General features: G+C 41.6%; 14 protein-coding genes and 2 pseudogenes. 4 read left to right on the forward strand and 12 right to left on the reverse strand.

Translation table 11 applies throughout. The features are described 5' to 3' along the window. Positions 1-13: 13 nt before the first annotated feature. From C3F22_RS11915 to C3F22_RS11940, 6 genes are all read right to left on the reverse strand, one after another. Positions 14-799 (reverse strand): helix-turn-helix domain-containing protein, encoded by a 786-nt coding sequence (locus C3F22_RS11915; protein WP_034703520.1) that lies wholly within the window; start codon positions 797-799, stop codon positions 14-16. Next, on the reverse strand, positions 790-1590 hold the full coding sequence (gene pilW, locus C3F22_RS11920; protein ID WP_005232134.1) for a type IV pilus biogenesis/stability protein PilW: 801 nt from the start codon (positions 1588-1590) through the stop codon (positions 790-792). Before pilW ends, C3F22_RS11915 begins: the two co-directional genes overlap by 10 nt. A gap of 14 nt (positions 1591-1604) precedes the next feature. Beyond that, positions 1605-2840 (reverse strand): 23S rRNA (adenine(2503)-C(2))-methyltransferase RlmN, encoded by a 1236-nt coding sequence (gene rlmN / locus C3F22_RS11925; RefSeq protein WP_104426614.1) that lies wholly within the window; start codon positions 2838-2840, stop codon positions 1605-1607. A 121-nt stretch (positions 2841-2961) separates the two neighbouring features. Beyond that, complete coding sequence (gene ndk / locus C3F22_RS11930; RefSeq protein ID WP_004782097.1) at positions 2962-3393, reverse strand: nucleoside-diphosphate kinase; 432 nt, start codon at positions 3391-3393, stop codon at positions 2962-2964. A 109-nt stretch (positions 3394-3502) separates the two neighbouring features. Continuing rightward, complete coding sequence (iscX, locus tag C3F22_RS11935) at positions 3503-3703, reverse strand: Fe-S cluster assembly protein IscX (protein WP_104426615.1); 201 nt, start codon at positions 3701-3703, stop codon at positions 3503-3505. An 88-nt stretch (positions 3704-3791) separates the two neighbouring features. Next, positions 3792-4343 (reverse strand): phosphatase PAP2 family protein, encoded by a 552-nt coding sequence (locus C3F22_RS11940; protein ID WP_104426616.1) that lies wholly within the window; start codon positions 4341-4343, stop codon positions 3792-3794. A 644-nt stretch (positions 4344-4987) separates the two neighbouring features. Here C3F22_RS11940 and C3F22_RS11945 point away from each other — a divergent pair. Next, a protein-coding gene (locus C3F22_RS11945) for an IS4-like element ISAba1 family transposase (protein ID WP_085940413.1) occupies positions 4988-6078 on the forward strand; the annotation gives its coding sequence in 2 pieces (ribosomal slippage) (positions 4988-5528 and positions 5528-6078; 1092 coding nt in all). A gap of 868 nt (positions 6079-6946) precedes the next feature. Here the strand turns inward: C3F22_RS11945 and ilvC are convergent. The 6 genes and pseudogenes from ilvC to C3F22_RS11975 form a co-directional block, all read right to left on the reverse strand. After that, positions 6947-7963, reverse strand: coding sequence for a ketol-acid reductoisomerase (ilvC, locus tag C3F22_RS11950; protein ID WP_005232140.1), 1017 nt, complete (start codon positions 7961-7963; stop codon positions 6947-6949). Positions 7964-8070: 107 nt separating this feature from the next. Then, positions 8071-8562, reverse strand: a complete 492-nt coding sequence (gene ilvN, locus C3F22_RS11955; RefSeq protein ID WP_004782091.1) for an acetolactate synthase small subunit — start codon at positions 8560-8562, stop codon at positions 8071-8073. Next, on the reverse strand, positions 8559-10286 hold the full coding sequence (locus tag C3F22_RS11960; protein ID WP_034580267.1) for an acetolactate synthase 3 large subunit: 1728 nt from the start codon (positions 10284-10286) through the stop codon (positions 8559-8561). Before C3F22_RS11960 ends, ilvN begins: the two co-directional genes overlap by 4 nt. Positions 10287-10905: 619 nt before the next feature. Further along, positions 10906-11265 (reverse strand): annotated as a pseudogene (locus C3F22_RS11965) (transposase); the annotation flags it as partial. 7 nt (positions 11266-11272) lie between these two features. Further along, positions 11273-12241 (reverse strand): IS30 family transposase, encoded by a 969-nt coding sequence (locus C3F22_RS11970; protein WP_014538385.1) that lies wholly within the window; start codon positions 12239-12241, stop codon positions 11273-11275. 87 nt (positions 12242-12328) lie between these two features. Next, a pseudogene (locus tag C3F22_RS11975) lies at positions 12329-13024 on the reverse strand (transposase); the annotation flags it as partial. A 140-nt stretch (positions 13025-13164) separates the two neighbouring features. Here C3F22_RS11975 and C3F22_RS11980 point away from each other — a divergent pair. The 3 genes from C3F22_RS11980 to C3F22_RS11990 all read left to right on the forward strand — a co-directional run bounded on the left by C3F22_RS11980 (position 13165) and on the right by C3F22_RS11990 (position 17074). Further along, positions 13165-13515 (forward strand): DUF4124 domain-containing protein, encoded by a 351-nt coding sequence (locus C3F22_RS11980; protein WP_005232144.1) that lies wholly within the window; start codon positions 13165-13167, stop codon positions 13513-13515. A gap of 120 nt (positions 13516-13635) precedes the next feature. Beyond that, complete coding sequence (leuS, locus tag C3F22_RS11985; RefSeq protein WP_005232146.1) at positions 13636-16257, forward strand: leucine--tRNA ligase; 2622 nt, start codon at positions 13636-13638, stop codon at positions 16255-16257. Between the two features lie 283 nt (positions 16258-16540). After that, positions 16541-17074: a hypothetical protein gene (locus C3F22_RS11990; protein ID WP_005232148.1), complete on the forward strand. Its 534-nt coding sequence runs from the start codon at positions 16541-16543 to the stop codon at positions 17072-17074. The last annotated feature ends 9 nt before the right edge of the window (positions 17075-17083 follow it).

A 17083-nucleotide genomic window follows, 5' to 3' on the forward strand; every position in this document is an offset into this window, starting at 1 on the left:
TATCTGCTCACCATTAACGTGATAAACGGAAATCTGCTTTTCCGTTAACCGTATAAGGTGACAATGCAATACTTTCATTATTTAAACTGAGTGATACTGCTGTCGCATCATCCAGTCGGATCTGGAATGGCGCTTCACCGTTCAGCTCTAAAGTAGATGCTTGACGGCCAGTGGCCAGTACGTTACCGCCTGCATCTACAATATGCACAGAGGTCGGACGGCTAAAATCAAGCTTGAGCTGATCACCGGACATGGCAGCACCGGCATCCAGATTTAAAATCTCAACATCAGAAGAGGTGTCAGCAACTTCAGCACTATTCTCGCTGCTCTCTGACCAGTTCTGGATCATGGCCACCAGTGCACCCAAGATCAGTACTACAACCAGTGCAATCAGGCCACGCTTTAACCATTTACGGTTACGATCACGCTTTGAACCTGGTAATTTACCCATGATCTTGATTGGAGAATCTTTCAGGGCATGCGTTGCAACCATACCGGTATCATTGGCATAAATTTCATCAAAACGCTGAATCAGGCTAGAAGCATCGACACCGAGATATTTGGCATAGGTGCGGTAATAGCCCTTGATAAAGGTCGCTTCAGGCAAGGATTTATAATCATCCTTTTCCAAGGCATTCAGGGTCTTTACCGGAATATTGAGTTCTTTGGCAACATCTTCAAGCTCACGTTGTTGATTAATACGAATCTTGCGTAAGTACTCGCCTGGACGCTGAACATTTCCTAACGCGTTTGGAGCTACGCTCGAATTATTCGAATCTGAATTAGGATTTACTTCCATACGGCCTCAGTACTGTACTGTAATTGCAAATAACGTTGGTATTCCGGGCTTTCAGGGAACAATGCACGTAATTGATTGACCAATACCTGCATGCCTAACTGATCGCCACTGGCACGCGCAGTGCGAATGCCAATCCAGAGCGCACGGGCACTCTGGTTTTTCTGCCCCACGCCACGTACAAACTGTTCATACATTTGAGTCGCGGCCGGGAACTGCTGGTTCAGATAAAAAATTTCTGCCAACTCTAACATTGATATATACGAAGCGCGATTAGCCTGTAGTGCCTGTTTGAATGATTTTTCAGCATTCACCAAATCACCCTGTTTCAGGTAAATCCGTCCCATATTTTCAAGGGCACGAAATCGCTGGTCATAACCTAAAGTTGCGCCGGCAATTTCGAACTGCTCGATCGCATCTTTATAGCGCTCAAGCTGATATAAATAGGTGCCGTAGTTATTTCGTGCCTGGGCATTTTTTGGATCTGCCGAAATTGCACGCTTGAAATAACCTTCGGCCTTTTCAAGATTAGGTTTGCTGCCTTCCTGCTGAAGCAGCACGCCCATCATCATATTGGCTTGCGAATCACGCGGATTAGTTTCCAGTGCCTGATCCAGCGCACGTTTAGCTGAATCCAGATCACCGTTTTTAAGATATTCAACCGCCAACTGAGTACGAACCTTGGTGGCTTTTTCCGGGTCCTTCTGACCCAGATCTGGCGTTTGACACGCAGTTAAAACCAAAGACCCACATACTACTGAAACCAAAGCAAGTTTAGATGTCAGATTACTCAATTGGCGACCTCTTGTTATCCTTGTGAGCGCATAATCTCGTTGGACTGCGCAATTTTCTTTTTCCACTGTTCCGCACGACGGGTACGGTCAGCGACTTGTCCTACCAGTTGTCCACACGCAGCGTCGATATCATCCCCACGTGTCTGACGAATCGTACACACAAAACCGGCATCAGACAAAGTTTTTTGGAAAGAAATAATCCGGTTACGGCTTGAACGGCCATATGGCGCATGCGGGAATGGGTTAAATGGAATCAGGTTAATCTTGCTTGGCAGATCTTTGAGCAGCTTGATCATCTGCTGAGCATGTTCAGGCTTGTCATTTACGCCATCCAGCATTACGTATTCGATGGTTACGTGCTTACGCGCACTTTCATTACCATCTTTAGTGATATAACGCTGACAAGCGGCAATAAGCTGCTCTAGCGGATATTTTTTATTGATTGGCACCAGTTCATTACGCAGTTCATCATTGGTTGCGTGTAATGAGATCGCCAAAGCCACATCAATATCTTGTGCCAACTGGTCAATTTTCGGCACGACACCAGACGTTGAAAGCGTCACGCGGCGTTTAGACATGCCATAAGCAAAATCGTCCAGCATAATGCGCATGGAATTTAATACAGCGTCATAGTTCAGCAATGGCTCGCCCATGCCCATCATCACCACATTGGTCACTGAACGCTCACGCTCAGCCACAGGCACTTCTTCCATATAGGAATAGTTGGCCATCCACAACTGACCGATGATTTCAGCTTGAGTCAGGTCACGCTGGAAACCTTGCTTACCGGTTGAACAGAATGAACAGTCCAGAGCACAGCCCACTTGTGAAGAAATACACAGGGTCTTACGTGAGCCAGTTTTGTCTTCTGCGGGAATCAGGACAGTTTCAACCAGAGAGCCGTCACCATCACCGACACGGAACACCCATTTACGGGTACCGTCTTTGGAATAGTTTTTATGCACCACTTCTGGCGCTTTAATTTCACAAATCTTTTCCAGTTTTTCACGCAGCTTGCTCGAGATATTGGTCATCTCGGCAAAATCAGTCACGAAATACTGATGAATCCATTTCATCACCTGACCGGCACGGAACTTCTTCTCGCCCATATCTTCGAAGAATTTTTCCATTTGCGGACGTGACATGCCTAGTAAGTTCACTTTTTCCACAGAATTTTGCTGTGCAGGAGTGGACGGAGATTGTTGCTGTGCATCAGAAACTGCTGATGTAGCGACCACTTCAGTACTCATGTGTATACCTAAACCATGTCTAAAGATGAAAGGAGAAGCTCAATATCTGAGCAAAGAATTATTCAGAGAATAAAAAAACCAGATAAGTATAATAACACTTATCTGGTTTGAATACTGCGTATTAACGAGTACGTGGAGCAATCTCAGTTTGCGCGAAGAAGTAGTTAATTTCGCGGTCAGCAGATGCTACAGAGTCAGAACCGTGAGCAGCGTTTTCGTCGATGCTTACAGCGAAGTCTGCACGGATTGTACCAGGAGCAGCTTCTTTAGGGTTAGTCGCGCCAAGGATGTCACGGTGAGCAAGAACAGCGTTTTCGCCTTCAAGAACTGAAACAACAACTGGGCCAGAAGTCATGAATGCAACTAGGTCACCGAAGAAACCACGTTCTTTGTGCTCAGCGTAGAAGCCTTCAGCTTCAGCTTGAGTCAGGTGTTTCATTTTAGTCGCAACGATTTTAAGACCTGCTTTTTCGAAACGAGCAAAGATGTCACCAATGTGGTTTTTAGCAACTGCGTCTGGTTTTACGATAGATAATGTACGTTCAATAGCCATGATTGGCTCCTTAAGTCAATTGTTGACATGAAAATTTGCCGCATTATACCGAATAATGGACTTTTTTCTGCCTTTAAACTGTAAAAAAATTGCTTTTTTCAATTGGCAATTAACGTGCTTCGTCAATCCATGCCATTTGAATGGCTTCCAGAAGCCCTTCGGTTGATTTGGTTGGTTCATCTTCAAAATCAGGAAGTGCACATACCCAGGCATGCAGGTCAGTAAAGCGAACCCATTGCGGATCCACGTCTGGATGCGCTTCATACAATTCAATCGCGATATCGAGGGTATCAGTCCAACGTAAACCCATGTCTATTCCTAAGCCTATTTACTGTGATGTAGTACTTTAGCAAATCTGCAAATTTCTGCGAGCTTTTGCCAGATCATCTCGTAATTTTTTACAACATGATATTAAAAAAAGGTGCCGTAAATACAATCATGGTCGCCACCAGAGCGCCCAATATGGCCCCTACCGCCACATCACTTGGATAATGCAGACCCAAGACCATTCTTGAGATTGCGACCAGAATGGCAAATGGCAACATTAAAAACAGCAAAAAAGGCACGATATAACCCAGTACGATTGTGACCATCACTGCATGCAAGGTATGTCCCGAAGGAAAACTAAAATGATCCAGCGGATGCTCACAGAGCCGAACAACCTGATGCACCTGATAAGGACGTGGCCGTACGGTCTTGGTTTTTAATAGTTTATAAATCAGGGTTCCAACCATACTGCCAAACACCAGATAAACAATCTGTAAGGTATACATCAGGCCCTGAATCAGCCAGACGGTAATCAGCATCAAATACCAGAATACGCCATTACCTAACCGGCTAATGATTTTAAAAAAAGCCGCAATGCGTTCTGAATGTGAAAAATGATTAAGATAAATACAGCCTTTTAAATCAATTTCTAAAAACTTTAATTTTGCATTCTGAAATTTCATTGTAGAGCTCTTATTGTTTTATGCCCTGCATTTCAGGTTTTGTACGACTGAAAAATAGAGCTTGTTCAAATTGACGCATGAGATAATCGCTATTCACCTTTTTTAGTTTCTTAATACCTGCATCCTTCTGTAATCGTTATAAATCGCCTAATTCAAACATCTAACAGATGAATTCTTACTACTATCCCAACCTACTCAGCCAACTTTTCCGATCATGTTGCAGCTGTAAACAAGTACATCCATGATCATTAGCGATCATTGCTCCACCGCTGGCCATCGCCTCCTGCACTATTCTAACCTTTCAATCCGACCTATCCCTGAACTGTTAATAGATAATTTATTTATACTGGTATTCAGTGAAATAAGTCTGAATTACCACATTCAATTCATTCTTTGAGAATAATTATCTAGCCTTTAACAAAACCTGAGAAGGATCGAATGTGCTTCGAGTATAGTGCAGTTATAGCGCCCAAGACTTTGGTGAAAATGTATCTGGAAGCCGCTTCTTGCCTTGCTCTTACTCAAAATTTGGTTATTTCAAAGCATTTAAAAGTTAAAGAGATATAACTATCCCTCTGTACACGACAAAAATAGATAACTCATTGAAATAATGTCATAATAATTGTTTTCTAACGACGAATACTATGACACATCTCAATGAGTTATATCTTATCTTAAACAAATATCTAAAATGGAACAAGTCACATTTAAAGTGCTTTGCGCTCATCATGCTTGTGATTATTTTAAAGCAAACATGTAATCTTTCTTCTGCATCTAAAGCCTTGCCCATCAAGTGCTTACCACAATCATTTTATCGACGTATGCAGCGCTTCTTTGCAGGTCAGTATTTTGATTATCGTCAAATTTCTCAGTTGATTTTCAATATGTTTTCATTCGACCAAGTGCAACTGACTTTAGATAGAACCAATTGGAAATGGGGAAAACGAAATATTAATATCCTGATGCTCGCAATCGTTTATCGTGGAATAGCGATACCTATCCTTTGGACATTGCTTAATAAACGTGGAAATTCAGATACGAAAGAGCGTATTGCTTTGATTCAACGCTTTATAGCCATTTTTGGTAAAGACCGTATTGTGAATGTGTTCGCAGACAGAGAGTTTATCGGTGAGCAGTGGTTTACATGGTTAATTGAACAAGACATCAACTTCTGCATTCGTGTTAAAAAAACTTCATTGTCACCAATCATTTAGGAAAGAATCATAAAATTAGTGATTTATTTCGCCATCTTAAAGTTGGTCAAATTGAATGTCGTAAACGACGGATTTTGGTTGGTCGGGTGAAACTATATATAAGTGCACTACAGTTAGAAAATGGAGAGCTTTTACTCGTCGTTTCTCCTCAGTTTAATGCCAATGCTATTCAGGATTATGCATTACGCTGGGAAATTGAAACCTTATTCAGTTGTCTCAAAGGACGCGGGTTTAATCTTGAAAATACGCGCTTGACAGACCCTAGACGAGTGAAAAAATTGATTGCGGTGTTAGCTATAAGCTTCTGTTGGTGTTACTTAACGGGTGAATGGCAACATGATCAAAAAAAAGCGATAAAAATAAAGAAGCATGGACGACTCTCAATGAGTTTATTTCGCTATGGTTTAGACTATGTTCAAATGGCGATTCAGCGTTTAATTGGTTTTGGGAAAAAAGAAGAGTTTAAGGAAATTTTGGCAATTTTAAGAAGGCAGAACCCTGATAGGATAAGGGTTCTGTGAAATTTGTCGTGTACAGAGTAACTATCCATACTTTTGATCAAGTATGAAATTAAGGTGTGACTGTTTTATGAATTGATTTATGGGAGCTGAATATTTCTTACATTATTAAACTTGCTGATGCTTTACGCCTGTTCTATCTGCCTTTTCAATTTCTTTACTATACTTCTGCTCAACTAATAACCGATTAAATACGTGATTCATGCCGATGGATTTAACTTATAAAATAGTTGCCATTTTGGGATATGATTTATTTTTTGAGATCACCTTTTATCCTCAAATTCCCAGTCAGGCAACAAAGCTACTCCAAACAATAAACATAAAATTGGAATTAAGACAGCTAACAATAAACTTAATGAAAACCAGCTAAATCCCCTATACATCACGATAAATAATCGTTTGGATTTGTTGCTATAAATTTTCGGTATTTTTAAATTCGACTCCACATTGCTCAAGCTCTTAATCACCTACTCCTACTTCAGTCCAAGCATAGATATGATTTTCCATATTAAAAATTCAGTTCGATCTTTCATCTTATCTTTTTATATTTATTTAAATTATTATTTGACTATATAAAAAACCCACTCTAGTGAGTGGGTTTTCGCAGTCAAATCAAATGATTCAAGAAATTAGTTTTTCTCTTTATCTATGATTTTGTTTGCTTGAATCCAAGGTATGAACGAGTACAAAACACTGTTTTGTACGAAGTGCAAGGAAGCAAAGCATTACTTTGAATGAAGCGCAAGGAATGAAAACCACTGTTTTCCTTTCTTTGAGGCACACAATTTTAACCAATGATGTTAGTCATTTTTACAAGACATAAAAAAGCCCCTGTTATAAAACAAGGGCTTTGTGACTCAGAAATTAGAACTTAGTTCTTTTCTTTGTCTACGATTTTGTTTGCTTGAATCCAAGGCATCATCGCACGCAGTTTAGCACCAGTTTGTTCGATACCGTGTGCAGCGTTTTGACGACGACGAGCAGTCATAGATGGGTAGTTCAACGCACCTTCCTGGATGAACATCTTCGCGTATTCACCAGATTGGATACGTTTAAGCGCATTACGCATTGCTTCACGAGACTGTTCGTTGATTACTTCAACGCCAGTTACGTATTCGCCGTATTCAGCATTGTTAGATACTGAGTAGTTCATGTCCGCGATACCGCCTTCGAACATCAAGTCAACGATCAGTTTAAGTTCGTGTAGACATTCGAAGTAAGCCATTTCAGGCGCATAACCAGCTTCAACCAGAGTTTCGAAGCCCATTTTAACCAGTTCAACAGCACCACCACAAAGAACTGCTTGCTCACCGAACAAGTCAGTTTCAGTTTCTTCACGGAAAGAAGTTTCGATGATACCAGTACGGCCGCCACCTACACCTGAAGCGTAAGAAAGCGCAACATTACGAGCATTACCAGAAGCATCTTGGTGGATCGCGATTAAGTCAGGAACACCTGAACCACGTTGGTATTCAGAACGTACAGTGTGACCAGGAGCTTTAGGCGCAACCATGATTACATCTAGGTCTTTACGTGGAACAACTTGGTTATAAAGAACAGAGAAACCATGAGCAAATGCAAGAGTCGCGCCTTCTTTGATGTTTGGCTCGATCACGTCGCGGTAAAGTTGAGCTTGGAACTCATCTGGAGTCAAGATCATTACTACGTCAGCTTGAGCTACAGCAGCAGGAACTTCAGCAACTTTAAGACCAGCGTTTTCAGCTTTTTTCCAAGAAGTAGAATTCGCGCGTAGACCAACAGTTACGTCAACGCCAGAATCTTTAAGGTTAAGCGCGTGTGCGTGACCTTGTGAACCGTAACCAATGATTGCTACTTTCTTAGATTGGATAATAGATAAGTCGCAGTCTTTATCGTAAAAAATTTGCATTGCTGTCTCCGCTTAAATGCTTGTGTGTCCGTTTCATCAGGCAATGATCCTTGATCACATTGCCTGAAGCCCCCTTCTTATTAGAATGAGGAAATAATTTAGAAAATTTAGATGGTTAGTACTTTTTCGCCGCGTGCGATACCTGATACGCCTGAACGCACCACTTCCAGAATCGTGTTTTCCGCTAATGCATCAATAAAACCGTCGATTTTCTCAGTCGTACCCGCGATTTGAATCGTGTAAGTTGTTGGCGTTACGTCAACCACCTGACCACGGAAAATATCGGTCGTACGTTTGATTTCATCACGGGTTGCGCCTAAAGCTTTCACTTTGATCAACATCAATTCACGTTCAATATGCGCACCTTCAGACAGATCCACCACTTTAACCACTTCTACCAGCTTGTTCAGCTGCTTAGTGATCTGTTCGATCTTGTGATCATCACCATAAGTCGTCAAAGTCAGACGTGAAAGTGTTGGGTCTTCAGTTGGCGCAACGTTCAATGTTTCAATGTTGTAGCCGCGTTGTGAGAATAAACCTACCAAGCGAGAAAGCGCGCCTGCTTCGTTTTCTACGAGTACAGAGATAATATGTCTCATTTCGTGCGCTCCCCTTTTGCTAACCACATATCCTGCATCGATTGACCCGCAACCAGCATTGGATATACGTGTTCTGTACGGTCAACCATTACGTTAATAAATACGCACTTGTCATTGATCGCCATCGCTTCTTCAAGCTTAGACTCAAGCTCGTCTGCATGGTCAATCTGAATACCTACATGACCATAAGCTTCCATCAATTTTGCAAAGTCAGGTAAAGACTCTACATAAGAGCTAGAGTGACGGCCTTCGTAGTTCATGTCTTGCCACTGTTTCACCATACCCAGGGCACGGTTGTTCAGGCATAGAATTTTAACGTTCAAGCCATATTGCTTACAGGTAGAAAGTTCCTGGATACACATCTGAATAGACGCTTCACCAGTAATACAAACCACTTGCTGATCTGGGAATGCAAGCTTAGCCGCCATTGCATATGGCAGACCCACACCCATGGTACCTAGACCACCAGAGTTGATCCATTGACGAGGACGCTTGTAGCGATAATGCAATGCACCGAACATCTGATGCTGACCAACGTCAGAGGTAATGATCGCTTCGCCATTGGTGACTTTGTCTAGAGCACGAACCACTTGCTGAGGCTTCATCGAACCATCAGTCGGTACATCGAACTTCAAGCCATGAACCTGACGCCATTCATCAATCTGTTTCCACCATGCCGCAATCGCTTCAGGATTTGGCTTGGACACATTCATTTGCTTCAACTGGTTCAGCATTTCGTTCAGCACAGGTTCTACTGCACCCACGATTGGAATGTGCGCCATGATGGTTTTAGAAATGGTCGCCGGATCGATGTCAATGTGAATGACTTTCGCATTCGGGCAGAATTTCGCCGGGTTATTGGTTACACGGTCATCGAAACGCGCGCCTACACACAGAATCACGTCTGCATTGTGCATGGTCATGTTGGCTTCGTAAGTTCCGTGCATACCCAACATGCCGATGAATTGTGGATCATCGCCCGGGAATGCACCAAGGCCCATCAGGGTATTGGTAACCGGGTAACCCAATAGATGTGCAAGCTCAGTTAATTGTGCTGAAGCATTGCCCTGAACCACGCCGCCGCCTGAGTAAATCACTGGGCGTTTCGCATGAATCAGTTCATCAATCGCTTTACGGATTTGACCTGAGTGACCACGATATGGTGGTTGATACGAACGCATCTTCACTTTTTCAGGATATTCGTAAGCAAATTTCTCTGCCGGGTTAGTTGCATCTTTAGGAATATCAACAACCACCGGACCTGGACGGCCAGATGACGCGATATAGAATGCTTTTTTGATAATTGCCGGAATTTCGCTGGCATGGCGAACCTGGAAGCTGTGCTTAACGATTGGGCGAGAAATACCGACCATATCAGTTTCTTGGAACGCATCCTCACCGATCAAATGGCTTGCAACCTGACCAGACAGGATCACCATTGGAATGGAATCCATATAAGCTGTTGCAATTGGAGTTACGGTATTGGTTGCGCCCGGACCTGATGTCACAAGCACGACACCAGTTTTACCTGTTACGCGCGAGTATGCATCTGCCATATGGCCGGCAGCCTGTTCGTGACGTACGAGGTAATGATTAATTTTGTCTTGTTGAAATAGCGCGTCGTAGATATGTAGAACTGCGCCGCCTGGATATCCAAAAACATGTTCAACGCCTTCATCCGCTAATGCGCGAACGAGCATTTCACCACCAGATAAAAGTTCCAACGTGATTCACCCTAATATTATTCACTGCACAAATGGGAGGCATTTGCAGTGTTCATTCATTAACTGTCTGCACTGTTATAGCACATAAATTTCATAGTTTTCATAGCAATAGGAAAAAAAATCTGGTCTCTTTACTGTTCGAGCAATACAAGACCTAAAACATGTTGGGATAAACATATTTTGCTTAGCTTTGTTCAATTTCTCGGCTAGAGAAATCGCCCACTGCATGAAATGACACTTGTTCGAAGGGTGATCGATCTAAGGCATATAAAACTACTGCAGCATTCTTGTGTTTTCAGTCTGTAAAGTCAAGTTTAAAAAACAGGCTATTATTGTTTATACGTCTAAAATTTGCTGCTTTTACAGACAATTTCGACTTTAACTCTAGTTTTTAGCTTTAAAATTTTAATTTAAATCAATAAATTTCATATACTTAAAACTTTAATTTTATAAATTTTTAATATGTCTTATATAAAAAAATTGAATGAATTTTTAAGAAATTCAATGCAACTGTTTATAAATAAATTTCTTTTTATATAAAATTACTCTTTTTTAGCATTAGCTTGAAACATAAAACCACTACTGATCACAAAATTAATTGAATAGGACTTACGCACTATTATTTATAGATTCTCTGTGGTAGCAGATGATTTTTATCGAGAATAAAGTCATCAATGAAGTTTTTGATAACTGGTCTAAATAATTTCTTCTGCCAACGATATACATTTTCAAAGATCCGCTCAAACTGGTTCTTTTGTATCTCAACGTAGGCCATCAAGGCTGAAAAAATATGATTCAAAATCAGTTTAGATCGTCTTACTTGAAACTTTTCAATATGACAAACCTGTTTAATCACCCGGTGATATTGCTCTATTTTCCAATGACTTGAATGTAATTCATGAAAACCCTCAAAGGACAATAAATCATCTTCATCTTGATGCACAATATAAAACCTCTGCTGTTCTTTTAACTGAGTCTTGGCGAATTCAAACATGAGGTGCGACAGTTTGAAAAGTCTTATGATAATCAACAAGCTGAGCAAATTTCTCTAATGGTGTAAGCCAATCTAACGCTTTTCTAGGACGAGTATTCAGTGACATGGCAACTTGATTTAAATAATGCTGATCTGCCTGATTTAAATCAATCCCTTTAGGTAAATATTGCCTAATTAAACCATTCATATTTTCGCATGTGCCTTTTTGCCAGGGTGAATGTGGGTCACAGAAATATACATCTATGCCTAAATCTTCTTCAAGTATTTTATGTTCTGCCATCTCGCGTCCACGGTCATAGGTCAACGTTTTACGCAGTTCTGCAGGTAAATATTTCAGAGCTTCAGTTAAAGCCTTGCGCACTGATTCTGCCTTTGCATCAGGTAATGTTGCCAAGATACAGAGCCGTGTATTTCGTTCAATAAGTGTTGCTATCGAACTTTTATTGTCTTTACCTTTAATTAAATCAGCTTCCCAATGACCCGGTATTTTTCTTTCTTGAACTTCGGCTGGGCGCTCATGAATAGTTTTAATATCCTGTAATATAGAATCTTTTTTAGGTTCACCGTTAGCTTTTCGCTTTTTATTTTCATGACGCAGACAGGATAATAAGTCTTTTTTCAACTCACCCTTTGGTAATGCGCGTATCGTTGAATAAATCGTTGTATGGCTTACATTCATTGTTTGATCCAAATCAGGAAATGTCTTTAAACGCTTTGCTATTTGCTGAGGAGACCATAAACAACGGATCGCTTCAACAATAAATTTCCAGAGGATTGAATCGATTTTGAGTTTTCTGTGACCACGTCTACGTCTAGCGAAGGTGTTATCAGAAGCATATCGAGCTTGATAAACGTCATTGATGCTATTTCTTTTAAGCTCACGATAGATCGTACTAGGATGTCTTTTAATGAGTTCAGCAAATTTTCTGGCTGAAAAGCCTTCTTTTCTTGACTCAAGCATTAATGCAGTACGATCTTCAAAGTTAAGATGATGGTATGACAATTTTATATACTCCATAAACCCTTTAAATTAATTAGGTGGTTTATGTCGCACTTCAAGTTTTACTCTGCCCTTAAATAATTGTACAAAGCCAAAATCTTTGAGCCAGACCACTTGACCCTGATGGAAATCTGGCAATAAACGCAGTTGAAACCATTGTCCTTTTTCTGGGGAAACCTTACGGTTACAGTCGATACCAAACATAAATCGAATACCATATTTTCTTATGGTTTTTAGATTTCCAGTCGATGAATACCAACTATCACCTGTAATAAATTGAATCTTTGCACCCCAACTGAGTACTTCACTTAACATATCCATAAAGTAATCATTCTTGGTTTTACTTTCAGATTTGTCATAAATTCGGAAATTAATTGGAATATTTTGACCATTTTGATCTGTCGCATACAAGGTAATGAGATTAATACCCTTGACGGATCGGTGGTGTTTGCCTGACCAAAAATAGCTAACCAAGTCCATATGTTGACTATATGGTTTATCTAAAACAGTATCATCAATACTGACTATAAGTTTATTATTATCAATATGTTGAATTGATTCTTGATATAGGTCGTGAGGTGTGTAGTCTTCACGCTCTAGAAAGCGATTTACACTATCATGCGAGATATTATAAGTCTCGGCAAGTTGTGTGCAGCTAATAGAGTTCGGTTCTGTCATGAGAAAGCCCATATAAATGGGTAATGTACAAGTTGCTGTAGAAGCATGTTTAATTCGTCTAATCACAGATACTTTATAAAGTATTTTAATACTTTTTTGAATCCGTCAATGCGTAAGTCCTATTGAATTAAAAATCATCTTATGGCAAAAAACTCTCTACAATAAAAACTCTATTTAACCGCTTGAAATTTTCAGGACTTTTACTGATGAAAAGATCTTTCCTGACCGCATTAAATTTTGCTACTACGCTTGTTTTAGGTGTAGCGAGCAGCTCTGCTTTAGCGATTGAATATTATAAATGGGTAGATGCCAAAGGCGTGACTCACTACACTAAAACCCCGCCTCCTAAAAATGCCAAGCACAAAAGCAAAGTAGAAACCTATGGCTGGACCAATTCCGCGCCTACACCATCAAGAACAACCGAAAATGAGAACCAGACCGAAACGGGTAACTCAAATTCATCTGCACCTGTGCCTGTCGTTTCTGAAAATGAGCAGCAACAGCGTGAAGCCAATGAAGCTTTACAACGTGGTCAGTCTGAGCGTGTAGCTTTCTAATCATACTCGTCTGTCAATTTAGATTTTTCCTGCAGAATCCCATCCGCAAAATTCACTATAAGTGCATTTTGCGCTATGCTGTGCCTCATAATTTTTTAACCGTTCTCTTGTATTACGTATATGACTACTCACATTGACTCAGAATACCAAGCCAGTGCGATTGAGCCTCAAGTCCAACAGGACTGGGAATCTCGCAAAGCCTTTAAAGTTGCCGACACTATAGAAGGTCCACGTCGTTATATCCTCTCGATGTTCCCTTACCCAAGTGGCAAACTGCATATGGGTCATGTGCGTAACTATACTATTGGTGATGTAATCAGTCGTTTCCACCGTTTAAAAGGTGAAACTGTATTACAACCAATGGGCTGGGATGCTTTCGGTCTTCCTGCAGAAAACGCTGCTATTGCACACCAGGTCGCTCCTGCAAAATGGACGTTCGAAAATATTGATTACATGCGTAATCAGTTGAAGAAACTTGGCCTGTCTGTAGATTGGGATCGTGAATTCGCAACCTGCACACCAGAATACTATCGCTGGGAACAATGGCTATTCGTTCAGCTTTATAAAAAAGGCCTGATCTACCGTAAACTTTCTACAGTCAACTGGGACCCAGTAGACCAGACCGTTCTTGCCAATGAACAGGTTGAAAATGGTCGCGGCTGGCGTTCAGGTGCATTGGTTGAAAAACGTGATATCCCAATGTACTACTTCCGCATTACTGACTATGCGCAAGAATTATTGGATGACTTAGACACACTCAAAGACGGTTGGCCACAACAAGTCTTGACCATGCAACGTAACTGGATTGGTCGCTCACAAGGGATGGACATTACCTTCCCTTCAGCGAATCCAGACATCTATGCAGATGGTTTAACAGTATTCACCACACGTGCTGACACTTTAATGGGTGTAACTTATGTTGCAGTTGCAGCAGAACATCCAATGGCATTGAAAGCAGCAGAAAATAATCCTGAGCTTCAAGCATTCATTGAAGAATGCCGTATGGGTTCTGTGGCAGAAGCGGATCTAGCGACTGCCGAGAAGAAAGGCATGGCAACAGGTCTTTCTGTAAAGCACCCTGTAACAGGTGAAGAAGTTCCTGTTTGGATTGCAAACTATGTATTGATGTCTTATGGTTCAGGTGCGGTGATGGCGGTGCCTTCACACGATGAACGTGACTTCGAATTTGCCAATAAATATGGCTTAACCATCAAGCAAGTGATTGATGCCAAAGGTGCTGATGATAGCGAGTTTGATGCAAAACAATGGCAAGAATGGTACGGTTCTAAAGAAGGTAAACTGGTTAATTCAGGTGAATTTGATGGTTTAGATTTCCAAGGCGCATTTGATGCTTTCTTGGCAAAACTAGAACCACAAGGTCTTGCCAACGTGAAAGTTCAATTCCGTTTACGTGACTGGGGTGTTTCTCGTCAACGTTATTGGGGTTGTCCAATTCCAATGATCAACTGTGACACGTGTGGTCAAGTTCCAGTGCCTGAAGACCAGCTTCCTGTTGTACTGCCAACTGACGTGGTTCCAGATGGTTCAGGTAACCCACTGAACAAAATGCCTGAATTCTACGAAACCACTTGTCCTTGCTGTGGTGGCGATGCGCGTCGTGAAACAGACACGCTAGACACATTCGTAGAATCTTCTTGGTACTATGCACGTTATGCATCTCCAGACTTTACCGATGGCATGGTGAAACCTGAAGCGGGTCAAACCTGGCTTCCTGTCAATCAATACATCGGTGGTGTTGAACACGCGATTCTACATTTGCTTTATGCACGTTTCTTCCACAAATTGATGCGTGATGAAGGTGTGGTACAAGGTAACGAACCGTTCACTAACTTGTTAACCCAAGGTATGGTGCTTGCTGATACGTATTACCGCGAAGCGGAATCAGGTAAGAAAACATGGTTCAACCCTGCGGACATCGAGCTTGAAAAAGACGAAAAAGGTCGTATCACTTCTGCGAAATACAAAGAAGATGGTCAAGACGTTGTCGTTGGCGGTCAAGAGAAGATGTCGAAATCGAAAAACAACGGGATCGACCCGCAAGCGATTATTGACCAATACGGCGCAGATACTGCACGTGTGTTCATGATGTTTGCTGCACCACCTGATCAATCACTTGAATGGTCTGATGCCGGTGTTGAAGGTGCAAACCGCTTCCTGAAACGTGTATGGCGTTTGGCAACAGGTTTCCTTGAAAAAGGTAATACTGCGACTGAATTCGATAAAGCCGCTCTTTCTACAGCTGCGCAAGACTTACGCCGTAAGACTCACGAAACCATCCAGAAAGTGGGTGATGACATCGAACGTCGTCACGCATTCAACACTGCGATTGCAGCAATGATGGAACTGTTAAATGCGAACAACAAGTTTGAAGCGAAAGATGATAATGACGTTGCTGTAGCACGTGAATCGATCACTACGCTTTTAATTTTACTTGCGCCATTTGCACCACATTTAAGTCAGACTTTATTGGCTCAGTTTGGAATCGAGTTAACTCAAGCGCAGTTCCCACAAGTGGATGAATCTGCATTGACTCGTAATACCCAAACCATCGTGGTTCAGGTCAACGGTAAACTTCGTGGCAAACTTGAAGTGTCTGTGGATGCATCTAAAGATGACATTCTTGCGCAAGCGAAAGCCTTGCCTGAAGTTCAACAATTCCTGACTGGTCCAACCAAGAAAGAAATTGTGGTGCCGAATAAGCTAGTGAACTTGGTGGTTTAATTTAATCCCCCTAAATCCCCCTTTGCAAAAGAGGGACTTCCCACTTCAAATAAAAAATGAAGTCTCCTCCCTTTTTTAAAGGGAGGTCGGGAGGGATTAAATTTAACCTATCCTTAACCATCTCCTTGTAGGAGAGGGAAATTCCTTCTCCCTTTGGAAGAAGGTTAGGATGAGGGAAAGGATTTCACAATTCCAAACAAAGCCCGTTGCCAGCCAACGGGCTTTGACTTTACAATCCGGTTCAGGATTTCAAATATTTCCCTGAGGGAAAAAGAGGATACTCATGCATTTAGGCAAACGTTTAGCAGCAATTGTTTTAACTTGTGGTCTAAGTGCAGGCCTCGTTGGCTGTGGCTTTCATTTAAAAGGAACCAATCCGAGTTCCGCACCTGTAGCTTACTCAGTCATGAGTCTGGCCTTGCCTGACAATACTGAAGATCTTCAGGAAAAACTAGCCGTTTATCTGGGTGCTGCCGGAGTACAGCTGAGTAATGCACCTAATGCTTATGTCTTACGTGTCCTAGATTACACCCCTCGCCGTCTAGAATTGAATGGCAAACTGGTAGAAACCTTATTGCGTCTGAATGTTACTTTCCGAATTGAAGATGCACAAGGCAATCCGGTGACTGAACCTCGTACAGTAATCGCGACCCGTACCTATCAATATGATATTGAAACCGTGAATACGGATGACCAGGAACAAAAATTCTTAAATCAGGTCCTGATTGATGATGTGGCCCAGCAGATTGCCCGTCAAATTTCATCGAATCGTTTGCCATTGGCAAAACCAGAAACTTCGACTCAACCAGCCAAATAAGACGACCCA

The sequence above is a fragment of the Acinetobacter sp. ACNIH1 genome (genome assembly GCF_002934695.1).
In the GTDB taxonomy this organism is placed as follows: domain Bacteria; phylum Pseudomonadota; class Gammaproteobacteria; order Pseudomonadales; family Moraxellaceae; genus Acinetobacter; species Acinetobacter variabilis.